The following is an 11370-nucleotide window of genomic DNA, read 5'->3' on the forward strand; positions in this document are numbered from 1 at the left end:
CCGCATGATAGCGACGGCCGCGACCTCAGCAGGTCAGCCGCCGAACACCGGCAAATCTAGTTGTCGCCACCGGCAAAAGTAATTGTCGCCAGACACACTTTGTTGGGCAGGCAACTTCCCCCTGCCCACGACGTGGCTCACGCACACGGTAACGAAGTTGACAAATGAGATTCGTCCGAAAGTCATGTTGCAGTTGTTCGGACAGTGTTCTGGTTTACCGCTCTCTCGCGATAACGACATCGATTTCAGAGGTACGTTTCCAGTAGATCGACAAATTTTGATAGTTTGTCCATCCCTCGAATTGCGACAAAAAATTCTTCAAGCTGCTGTGGCACACAGCTCGTTCCACGCGCAACAGATTGTCGGAGCTTTCCTATTATGTCATCCCACTCCGGCGGGTCATCCGGGGATCCATGCGGAGCAGCTCTGCGTGTGGCAAAACGCTGCCCATCCTTCAGGACAACCTCGATGCTGCCCACCTCGTTTTCATCAAAGCAAGCAACCATGCGAACTTTCGGCACTAGCACGGCTACGTCCTCGCGATCAAGCGCGGTCGTCTCGAAATCTTCGAGCGTCACTTTTCCGCGCGTTAATGCCACTGCCACCGTGTAGGTCATACTGAACTTGGCTTCTATGCCATTCCTAGGGTTCGGAAATCGCAGATAATGTGTACACTCCTCGCGAACCGAACAAGTGATTCGCTCAATACTCGACGGATCGAATGTATGTCGACCTTTAATTTCAATTGCCCCATCGATAGCGAGATGCGTGCAACTGCAGCATGGATACAGCTTCACGGCGAGACCAGGACGCAGCAGTTCCCAGTCCCCGCCGAGACCCGGAAGATCAATGCGGTCCACCGACCGGTCCGTCAATGCATCGATAAATCCGGCCTCTGCTTCCAGAATATCAGCGCCAGCCGTAAAGCCTTGCTCGGCAAGGGCGGCTGCCAGATACCCGCCATGTGCTGCGCGCCCACAATGAAGGGCTTTAGTCATAGTCCCCGTGTTTCCGAGCAACCCACCGGCAAATGAACACGCGATCCCCACTGCATGCTGCGTCTGAACAGCATCGAGGCCGCGCAGATTGGCTGCAGCCGCAGCGGCGCCCAAGGTGCCCAGAGTTGACATCGTGTGCCAACCGCGACTCGTATGTGCCGGGCCAACGGCAACCCCGAGCTTGCACGCCACCTCTACCCCAACGGCGTATGCGCGAACTACGTCTGTGCCGCTCGCACCGAGCATGCATGCTGTCGGGATCAGTGCACTAACGATCGGCGCGCTCGGGTGACCGTTCATTGAGTGCTCGCTGGTATCGTCGAAATCGTCCGCGTGTGCACAAACTCCTGTAAGCAAGGCAGCAAGCGCGGGATCATTCCATCGTCCCAGACCGGGCACGATAATTCGGGCGCACTCGTCCTCGCGAGCGGAAATCTGTTTTGCAAGCGCAGCAGCACGGGAGGCCGAACCAGCGTAGATGCACGCCAACGTATCTGCGATATGAAGCTTGGCCCGTTCACAGACGACCGCAGGCAATTCACGCACATTAGATATAAACTCAGCAAGGCTAGTGGTCGCTGAAATTGCCATGACGTCTCCTTTCTTGCGTCGATTTACTAATTTCGGATTCGTCGGTTTAGGATTGCCGAAACAACCGCTCCTCCCCCTCATGTCCATTTAGAGGGAACGATTGGCTTTCCACCAGACGATAACGGGTCGTCCAAGATCAGAGGTGAGACGAACTCGGCAGGCCATCAGGCAACGCGTTTCAAAAATGAAACAGTGCGCGCGTTCTTAGATTGGGAGAAAATCTGATCGGGTGAACCTTCTTCAATGATGACGCCTTTGTCCATGACAATGACGCGGTCGGCCACTTCACGGGCGAACCCCATCTCATGAGTGACAACGATCATGGTTATCCCGTTTCCTGCCAGTTCCTTCATCACTGCCAGCACCTCGCCGACCATTTCCGGATCGAGTGCACTGGTTGGTTCGTCGAACAGGACGATTTCGGGCTTCATCGCAAGGACGCGCGCAATCGCGACACGCTGCTGCTGGCCGCCGGACAATTGAGCCGGATACTGGTCTTTCTTGTCGGCCAGACCGACTCGCTGGAGTAGCGCCAGTGCATGTTCAGTCGCTTCCTGTCTTGTCTGCTTGAGCACATGCATCGGAGCTTCCACAATGTTCTGGAGCGCCGTGAGATGCGGAAAAAGGTTGAACCGTTGGAAGACCATTCCCACGCTGCGGCGGTTTGCCGTCTTCTCGTTTTCGCTGAGAGGAGCCCTTTTTCCCCCGACAACTTTATGGCTGACACGCGTTCCGTTCACCAAGATCTCACCGTCCTGGATTTCTTCAAGATGATTGATGCAACGAATCAGCGTTGTCTTCCCCGAACCTGAAGGGCCAATGATCACCACTGCCTCGTTGCGTTCCACAGTGAGCGAGACATGATCAAACACCTTCAGGTTGCCAAATGACTTGCTCACATTGCGGAGCTCGACGGCAGGCACAGCGCGACTCTCGGCCATATCAGTTCTCCATCTGTAAGAGAGTGGTAGTTTTGTCGTCCAGCTTCTGCGTCACTGCACGCGGGCTCCAGGAGAGTCGGCTTTCGACCCAACGCTGCAGCAACATCCACGTTCCGCTGAGCAGAAGATAGTAGATGGAGATTGCGCCATAGGCTTCGAAAGTCTTGAAGTTTCCGGAACGCAGGCTGTCAGCCACGTGCACCAACTCGGGAACAGCAATAACACTCAAGAAAGCTGTAGTTTTGAACATCAGGTTGCACTGGTTTCCCAGCGATGGCAGGATGGTCCTAAAAGCCTGGGGCAGGATAATCCTACGCATAGCAAGTGCAGGCGACATACCAAGGGCTTGCGCAGCCTCGTTCTGGCCCTTGTCAATCGACCGAATACCAGCCCGCGTTATCTCGCTCATGTGTGCCGCTTCGTGCATGCTGAACGCTAGAATGCCGGCTACGATACTGCCGCTCATCGAAAAGATGGGCGTATGTACCGTCGACGGAAATAGATCAACACCGAAAAGAGATGGCAGCCCAAAGTAGACCAAAAACATCTGAACCAGAACGGGAGTACCGCGGAAAAACCAGACGTAAAAGCGATTGAATCCTCTAAACGCTCCGAGACGGCTGGTTCCAAACAATGCGAGCATCAGACCTACGCCAGTACCGACGGCCATTGACGTCAAGGTGACCGATACTGTCACCCACACCGCATAGAGCAATTGTGGTGGTGGCACAAAGACGAGTTCAAGGAAGTAGTGAAGATCGAAATTCATGAGTGCTCTCCCAAGCGTGGAGGTTCGCTATCACCACGGAGTACCGCCGTAGTGAGCGTGATATCTGATAGTCTCGTCGAACCCGATCTCATATCGAACCGAACCCTCTTGAATATCGTTTTTCCAACACCTCCTGTGCGAAACCCCATGCGGTCGTAAGCGCGAGGTAGTAGACGGAGACACCGAGGTAGACCTCGATTGTCTTATAGTTGACTGATTGCACAGCGTCCGCAATAAACAGCATCTCAGGTACAGCAATCAGGTACAGCAGAGAAGTCGCCTTGAACATTCCGTTGATCTGATTGCCCAGCGGAGGCAACATGGTCCGCACAGCTTGCGGCAGTATAACGCGTTGCATAACGAGTCCCGGTGACATGCCCAGCGCTTTGCCTGCCTCCCATTGCCCACGATCCACCGCCGCAATCGCGGCACGCGATATCTCACTGAAGTAGGCCGCTTCGTGCAAAGCGAAGGCTGTCACGCCAGCCACAATTGCGCCCGCGAGGGAGATCACACCGAACAACTGGATGCTTTGCGGAAATAGATCCAGATTGGTTAGATACGGTAGACCAAAATAGATCATGATGACCTGTACCAAAAGCGGCGTACCCCGAAATACAAAGATATATGCGGTGTTGAACCACCGAAGTAGACGCCATGGCGCTAGCCCGCACACGGAGAGCAATAGCCCGAGTAGTACACCGAATGCCATCGACACAAACGTTGTCAATACCGTCGTTAGCAGTCCCCGCAGCAGCGCGAGCGGAGGGTGGAAGACTAAACTTAGAAAATAGCCTACGTCGAAATGCATTTCGAAAATCTCTCCGCTCTTCGATGAAATCCTAGTCAGCCATCTTCATAAAGCTGTCGGGATTCCCGGATTCACTGCTCCTGACGACACAGACATTGAGCGATCACCAGACGAGCGACATGGCCGGATGCCTTCGCAAAGTCACGAACACGGTTTGTCGTCACGGCACAATGTAACCAGCCCATCCATACCCCATCGCTTGGCCGACTTTTCCACATAGCCGCTGTCATAGAGGGCGAAATAGGCGTTCCGCACGGCCTCCTCGAGCTGAGGATCGTTCTTCCGCATGACGATCCCGATAGTAAGCGGGTCCACGGGAAGTCCGCCTACCTCGAAGCGGTTCTGGATCAGATGGATGAAGTAGCCAATTGTCATGGCATCGCCAACGAACGCGTCGACGCGCTTCAGTTCCAGCTGTCGAAACACGGTGGTGTTTTGCGGGTAGGACTGAATCTCGATCGGTTTCTTTCCTTCAGAAACGGCCTTGCTGCTGGCTTCCTTCAGGAGGCGCTCGGTGGTGCTGGATACCAGAACCGCTGCGCGATGACCGGAAAGATCCGCAAAGTTTTTCAGAGCCAGTGGATTGCCCTTGGGAACCATCAGGCCCAGGCGCATCGTCATGTAGTCAACAAAATTGTAGCGTGCGACACGGGTAGGGCTTTTTGAGCTATTCGACATGACCGCGTCACATTTCCCGGAGTCGAGCGCCGCGAAGATGTCAGCAAAAGGATAGTTGACCACTTCGCTCTTGATCCCCATCGCGGGCCCGATGGCAGACATGATGTCCACATTGAAACCCTTAGGCGTCGCGCCATCTTCGGCAAGGAAGCCACCCGGCGGATTACCGAGTTCCGTGCACAACACGATCTTGCCCGCTTTCGCGAGTTTCTCGGGCGGCTCAACGCTTTTGGCTACCTTGGTCGGTAGTTTGATGTCGTAGGTGGTACCCGCAGCTATGTCCTCAGCACGGGCTGTCAGGGTCGTCATGCTAGCTGCAACGATGAGGCACCCACTGAAGATCGCTCTGTAAGACCGAAGAATCATGGTGTTCCCTTGGTGTGATCGCTTCAAGGCCACTGATCGAAACCTGCCACACTGCAGCACTAGTGCAGCCTGTTGCCTGGATCGAATTGTCGATGGCGTTTCTGCGGACTGGATTTATCAAATGATAGAAAGGATCAGGGACGACCATACACGGTTACGAGCTTGCGCAACCTAAGCCTATCGGTAACGCCGTCAGCCCGAACTCGATCATGGTTGCGCATAGGCAAGGTTGCCAGGCGTCCCGGACTGCATGTCAGGTCTCAGACAAGCATGCACCAGAGTACGGCATGGCTGGATAAATCAGACGACTGCCTTTCATGAAGTGTCTCCGTAGTAAGTTCTCGTGCCCGCTTCACGACGCGGCCTCTAGCCAGCGCCCAAAGCTCGCGATCGCTTTCTTTGCGATCAGATGCCGTTTCTTGAGCACCGTGATCAAAGCATATGTTTATCAAAAAAAATGTACAATGTCTTTTTCGTTATTGAACATTAGGATTGGAGATGGATCTCAAGACGCTCGTCGCGCAGGTCAGTTCGCGGACCATGCGCGGAATCGCTCTGGAGGTGGCCGAACTCATCCGCAACGGAAGGATCCCCATCGGAACTAAGCTGCCTCCGGTTCGCGACCTCGCCGAAGCGTTCGGGGTAAGCCCTGCCACCATATCCGGTGCATGGAAACATCTACGCTCCTTCCGGATGGTCGACGGCGGAGGCCGTACTGGCACATGGGTACGCGGTGATCAGACAACACTGCGGCCAGCACGCTATGAGGACTTCGCAAACTACGGCGAAAACATAGTGGCGGACCTCCGCTTCGCTTCGCCCGATCCGGAACTGCTGCCCGACACCAAATACGCCCTGACTCAGGCACATCAGTTGCGCAATCTTCATAGCTATTCTCGGGAGTCCATCTGCAGCGAGTTGAAGAATGCCGTGGCGCCGGGCTGGCCATATGCCGAATGCATGTTTACTGCTGTTAACGGTGGATACGACGGTCTCCACACCGTGTTGCAGATAATCGTTGTTCCCGGCTGCGCGGTGGCAGTCGAAGATCCAACTACATTGCGCGTGTTCGACATTCTGGAAAAGCTCGGCGCGCGGCCAATCGGCGTCGAATGCGACTCACAAGGACCACTCCCGGAATCGCTTAGGGCCGCCCTTGGGCAGCACCCGGTTGCTTTCGTCTATCAGCCGGGCTCCCATTCGATCACTGGTATGCGCGTGAGCCCGTCACGGCTCGAAGAGATGCGAAGACTTTTAGTGGGTAACGCGACAATGATCGTGGAGCTCGATGGTCTGGCGGGTCTCGCCAGCACCCCTCCCCTTACCCTTGGGTCCGCGTACCCTGAGCGCACTGTGCATATCCGTACGTTCTCAAAATCCCTGGGAACGGACTTCCGGCTGGCCGTGCTTTCTAGCTCCCCGAGATTTGCCGATCAGATCCAGGCACTCAGGAATTTTCGCGAAGGTTGGACCAGTCGGCTATTACAAAGCGCAGCCGCTACTCTCCTCACCGATCAGGGGTCGTTGCATCAGGTCGCCCTTGCTCGCGACACCTATGCAACCAGACGAGCGCGACTGGCTGCCGCGCTTGCAGAACGCGGATTGTCGGTCTCTGGACAGGACACATTGTGCATCTGGCTGCCTGTCCGGGATCAACAATACGCGCTGGTCACACTCGCTGCGCGCGGGATTGCCGTACAGCCAGGTTCCCGATTTCAGGTTGCGCACCGACCTCATATCCGCGTCGCAACTAGCATTAGCGTTGAACAGGTCGCACTGATTGCCGACGCACTGGCCGAGGCAGCCGGGACCTTCGAGCGACCGATGAGCAGCGACGCACACTGAACTACGATTACCGCGATGCTGACCTAAGTGGATCGCGGCGTGGCCAAAGAGGCGCGCTGTCTACCGACCATGATTGCCTTTCGCCGACCCCGATGGATTTCGGCATCTGCGATGGGATTCGAACCTTCAGGTTAGCAGGCCAGGTCTTAAAGAAAGCATTTGCCTGTGGAAGGCGTATCGGTCTGGATGGCGGCCTTTACGGCGTGCTTTGTTTGGATTTCAGAACGTCAGTTGTAGCCCAGGATTGCCGCCGAATAGGCATCGGCACCGTCGCTGGCGCTGCTGGCCAATGATGACATCGGCGCCCGCAGCAAGATCGCATACTGCGACTTCTGCGCTGCACTGTTGCTCACTGGATGCGAGTTGAAAGCGGTTGCAGTGTCGGATACCCCGAACGCCGCTATGTTAACTTCAGTGGGAAGCATTTCTCTACCTTCGTTAGAGTTGCTGGACGACAAAGCATGCGGACAGTGGCATCAGGGCCATCAACCATTTCTTCCGGTATGCAGGGTTTCGACGGCACGGCTCACCAGAAATTCGAGTAGCGGCTCAATTCTCGCTGCTCGAATTTCGTCGTACGCATAGGGCATCTGCTCGTGCATATACGTGCGCTGCGAAAGCTCAAGTTGCAGCGCATGGATGCCGTCTTCCGGCCGGCCGTAGTGACGGGTGATGTACCCCCCTCGAAAACGACCGTTTGCGACCGCCGAGTACGCACTGCGGTGCTGTACAGCGTCGGCCATCGCTTCGGCAAGACCCGGTAACGCACTCCCTCCGCCTGCCGTGCCAAAATTGAAATCAGGCAATACCCCGTCAAATAAACGCGGTACCTGCGAGCGAATCGAGTGCGCATCCCACAGCAACACGACACCGTGCTTTTCCTTCAGCGCATCCAGTTCGCGAGCGAGCGCATCGTGATAGGGCTGCCAGTAGACAGCGCGTCGACGCGATATTTCCTGATCTGTGGGCACGTGCCCGCGGCGATAAAGCGGCTCTTTCTCAAATGTGTCGAGTGGCACCAGTCCCGTGGTGTCTTGCCCTGGATAGAGGTTTGCGTCATCAGGTGGGCGATTGAGATCGATCACGTAACGTGCACACAAAGGTTTAATGATCGAGGCGCCAAGCCGTTCCGCAAACGAATACAAGCGATCCAGATGCCAGTCGCAATCGTCGGTTCGCGAAGCCACATCCGTCATCGTTGCAGCGATGTCTTCCGGGATTTGAGTCCCGAGGTGAGGAATCGACAAGAGTAATGGAATCTTGCCTCGATGGAGAAAGAAAACTGGCTCGTCCTTGCGTTCGATCATTTCCGATTCCTGCGGTGTCCTGGATTAGCGGCCCAGCAACTCGCCGAGCGCGGCCTTGTAGCCCCTATATGCATCTTCTTGGTCACGATGGACGCGGTCCTGCACAACTGCATTGCCACTCACATAGACATCTCGAACAACGTTTTCGCCATGCTCCGCGAAGATCACTGACGAAAGCCATGCGTCCGGCACATCGCACGCGATGCTCGGATGATTCGCGTCCAGGACAATCCAGTCAGCGCGCTGCCCGACTGCGAGCGCACCGACCGCCCGCCCCGTCGCCTGCGCACCACCATCGAGCGCGGCAGCGAACAGACGGTCCGCTACGCGCGGCATGTCGGTGGAGGCAAGCACATTGCGCTCTCGCCGCAGGAGCCGCTGCCCGTATTCAAACAGCCGCAGTTCCGCGCACCAGTCGACGCCGATATGGCTGTCGCTGCCCACGCCGATGCACCCGTTTTGCGCCAGATAATCGTGCGCGGGGAAAATGCCGTCGCCGAGATTCGCTTCCGTCGTCAGGCACAAGCCCGCGACGGCGCCGCTTTTCGCGAGAGCCGTGGTTTCACTGGCGTCGATATGCGTGGCATGCACGAGGCACCAGCGTTGATCGACGTCGAAGCGATCGAACAGCCATTGCACTGGACGCGCGCCTTCCGTTTCGACGCAGGCGCCCACTTCCGCCATCTGCTCGGCGATATGGATGTGCACGGGCGCACCTGGCGACATCGCGTCGAGTCCGTTCAGCAACGCGCGCAACGATTCGTTCGATACCGCGCGCAATGAATGCGGCGCGACACCATAGCGTAATGCGCCGTGTTCGGGGCGCGCGCGGCGCAGCGTGTCAAGCAGGCCGAGCAGGCTGTCGGGCGTATTGATGAAGCGGCGTTGGTCCTCGCGCGGCGGTTGCGCGCCGAAGCCCGCGTACTGATACAGCACGGGCAGCATCGTGATCCCGATGCCGCTCGCGCCCGCGGCATCGACCACGCGCTGCGCGAGTTCGGCCTCGTTCGCATAGCGCTGACCATCCTGCATGTGATGCACGTAATGAAACTCGCAGACGGACGTGTAGCCCGCTTTCAGCATTTCGACGTACAGCCATTGTGCGATCGAGGCGAGCGTTTCAGGGGTGATGCGCGCCGCGAAGCGGTACATCAGGTCGCGCCAAGTCCAGAAACTGTCGACGGCATTCGCACGATATTCGGTGAGACCTGCCATCGCGCGCTGGAACGCGTGCGAGTGCAAATTCGGCATGCCGGGCAAAACGGGGCCGCGCGCTCTTTCAACGCCTGCGGGAGCTTGCGTATCGGCTGCGACGGCGGTCAGCGCGCCCTGCGCGTCCCATTGCAGCAGCACGTTGCGCCGCCAGCCTGCGGGCAGAAATGCATCTTCAGCGAACAGCGCGTGAGTAGGTTGAGCCATGTTCAATTCCATTCGATTCGCGCTCATCGAGCTCGACGCAAATGCACTGTTTCACCGCCGCACACTACACGCTCGCACAACGGGCGGCCGATCCATAAGCGATTGGGATCGCCCTGCGGGCAGAGCCTCAGATGGCTCCAGACGGTTTGCTTCATGGCACGGCTGTCTGTGTGGTGAGCTAGCGGGCTTGAGATGGTTCGGTGTAGCGGATAGCGACGGCGACCAACGCGCCCGTTCCTTTGATCTCGCACGCAAGCGCGCGTGCGTCGTCGATGCGCAAGGTGTCGTTCGTCTCGAGCGTCGTCGTGCTTTCCGATGCGCTGTCGCCCGTCGTGACATGCAGCTCGCCATGCGCGCAGAACAGCAGCGCGACATCGGCATCGAGTTGCGCGCGGTGAACATCGCGCCACACGTCGACGTCGCCCGTTGCCGCGCCGCGCCGCACCATCAGGTTGAAATCGCGCGTGGCGCCGTCGACGAGACGCGCGTCGACCGCCGTCTCGCCTGGGAAGCGTGCAATATCCAAAGGCGCGCGCAATGCATGCGTGACGCCGCCCGCTTCATCGAGCAGCATGCCGGCGCCCGACAGTAGCGCAAGTGTCCGGTCGATGCCCGCGAAACGCGAGAACGGACCGGCCTGCGCGACATCGGCGACGCTCACGCGCCACACGAACGCATCGAGCGCCGCGCCTTCGGGAAACGCAGCGACTTCGCGCGTGAGGCCGCCGCCGTTCTTCCATGGCGACGCCACGAGACCCGCGCCGCGAATGAGCGTGGTGTTGGTCACGCTCAGCGGCCCAGCATCGGCAGCATGAGACCGGCTTCGCGCGCCGTCTGCTGCGCGAGTTCGTAGCCAGCGTCCGCGTGACGCATCACGCCCGTCGCGGGATCGTTGAACAGCACGCGGCCAAGGCGTTCATGCGCCGCGTCCGAGCCATCGGCGACGATCACGACGCCCGAGTGCTGCGAGAAGCCCATCCCGACGCCGCCGCCATGATGCAGCGACACCCACGACGCGCCGCCTGCCGTGTTCAGCAGCGCGTTGAGCAGCGGCCAGTCGCTGACCGCATCCGAGCCGTCCTTCATCGCTTCCGTTTCGCGATTCGGGCTCGCGACGGAGCCGGTATCGAGGTGATCGCGTCCGATCACGATCGGCGCTTTCAGTTCGCCGTTCTTGACCATCTCATTGAACGCCTGGCCCAGCCGATACCGATCCATCACGCCGACCCAGCAGATACGCGCCGGCAAGCCCTGGAATCCGATGCGCTCGCGCGCCATGTCGAGCCAGTTGTGCAGGTGCGGATCGTCCGGGATCAGTTCCTTGACCTTCGCATCCGTCTTGTAGATGTCCTCGGGATCGCCCGATAGCGCAACCCAGCGGAACGGCCCCTTGCCTTCGCAGAAGAGCGGGCGGATGTAGGCCGGCACAAAGCCCGGGAAGTCGAATGCGTTCTCGACGCCCATTTCCAGCGCCATCTGGCGAATGTTGTTCCCGTAGTCGAGCGTCGCCGCGCCGCGTTCCTGCAGAGTCAGCATCGCACGCACCTGAACGGCCATCGACTGCTTCGCGGCCTTCACAATGCTCTTCGGAGCGACCTTCTGCGCCTCGCGCCATTGCCCGACGGTCCAGCCTTGCGGCAGGTAG

General features: G+C 58.0%; 11 protein-coding genes. 1 reads left to right on the forward strand and 10 read right to left on the reverse strand.

The window, feature by feature from the left end; translation table 11 throughout:
* Nucleotides 1–245: 245 nt before the first annotated feature.
* From B0G57_RS30315 to B0G57_RS30335, 5 genes are all read right to left on the reverse strand, one after another.
* A complete protein-coding gene (locus B0G57_RS30315; RefSeq protein WP_018439675.1) occupies nucleotides 246–1589 on the reverse strand; it encodes an MmgE/PrpD family protein in 1344 nt (447 codons plus the stop codon).
* Nucleotides 1590–1753: 164 nt separating this feature from the next.
* Nucleotides 1754–2530, reverse strand: coding sequence for an amino acid ABC transporter ATP-binding protein (locus B0G57_RS30320; protein WP_018439676.1), 777 nt, complete (start codon nucleotides 2528–2530; stop codon nucleotides 1754–1756).
* A 1-nt stretch (nucleotide 2531) separates the two neighbouring features.
* Nucleotides 2532–3299, reverse strand: coding sequence for an amino acid ABC transporter permease (locus B0G57_RS30325; protein WP_018439677.1), 768 nt, complete (start codon nucleotides 3297–3299; stop codon nucleotides 2532–2534).
* An 88-nt stretch (nucleotides 3300–3387) separates the two neighbouring features.
* On the reverse strand, nucleotides 3388–4110 hold the full coding sequence (locus B0G57_RS30330) for an amino acid ABC transporter permease (protein ID WP_018439678.1): 723 nt from the start codon (nucleotides 4108–4110) through the stop codon (nucleotides 3388–3390).
* A gap of 141 nt (nucleotides 4111–4251) precedes the next feature.
* Nucleotides 4252–5097 carry an ABC transporter substrate-binding protein gene (locus tag B0G57_RS30335; RefSeq protein ID WP_223258778.1) on the reverse strand — a complete coding sequence of 282 codons (846 nt, stop codon included), beginning with the start codon at nucleotides 5095–5097 and terminating at the stop codon, nucleotides 4252–4254.
* A 555-nt stretch (nucleotides 5098–5652) separates the two neighbouring features.
* Between B0G57_RS30335 and B0G57_RS30340 the strand changes: the two genes are divergently transcribed.
* On the forward strand, nucleotides 5653–6999 hold the full coding sequence (locus B0G57_RS30340) for an aminotransferase class I/II-fold pyridoxal phosphate-dependent enzyme (RefSeq protein ID WP_018439680.1): 1347 nt from the start codon (nucleotides 5653–5655) through the stop codon (nucleotides 6997–6999).
* A gap of 227 nt (nucleotides 7000–7226) precedes the next feature.
* Here B0G57_RS30340 and B0G57_RS30345 read toward each other — a convergent pair whose 3' ends face one another.
* From B0G57_RS30345 to hutU, 5 genes are all read right to left on the reverse strand, one after another.
* The gene (locus B0G57_RS30345; protein ID WP_020566078.1) at nucleotides 7227–7424 is read right to left on the reverse strand and encodes a hypothetical protein; all 198 of its coding nucleotides are present in this window, start codon (nucleotides 7422–7424) and stop codon (nucleotides 7227–7229) included.
* A gap of 60 nt (nucleotides 7425–7484) precedes the next feature.
* Nucleotides 7485–8306, reverse strand: a complete 822-nt coding sequence (gene hutG / locus B0G57_RS30350; RefSeq protein ID WP_018439682.1) for an N-formylglutamate deformylase — start codon at nucleotides 8304–8306, stop codon at nucleotides 7485–7487.
* 24 nt (nucleotides 8307–8330) lie between these two features.
* Nucleotides 8331–9725: a formimidoylglutamate deiminase gene (locus B0G57_RS30355; protein WP_026229491.1), complete on the reverse strand. Its 1395-nt coding sequence runs from the start codon at nucleotides 9723–9725 to the stop codon at nucleotides 8331–8333.
* A gap of 178 nt (nucleotides 9726–9903) precedes the next feature.
* On the reverse strand, nucleotides 9904–10512 hold the full coding sequence (locus tag B0G57_RS30360) for a HutD/Ves family protein (RefSeq protein ID WP_020566079.1): 609 nt from the start codon (nucleotides 10510–10512) through the stop codon (nucleotides 9904–9906).
* A 2-nt stretch (nucleotides 10513–10514) separates the two neighbouring features.
* The coding region (gene hutU / locus B0G57_RS30365) for a urocanate hydratase (protein WP_104489618.1) at nucleotides 10515–11370 on the reverse strand (856 nt) is incomplete at its 5' end.

This window comes from Trinickia symbiotica (assembly GCF_002934455.1).
Lineage (GTDB): Bacteria > Pseudomonadota > Gammaproteobacteria > Burkholderiales > Burkholderiaceae > Trinickia > Trinickia symbiotica.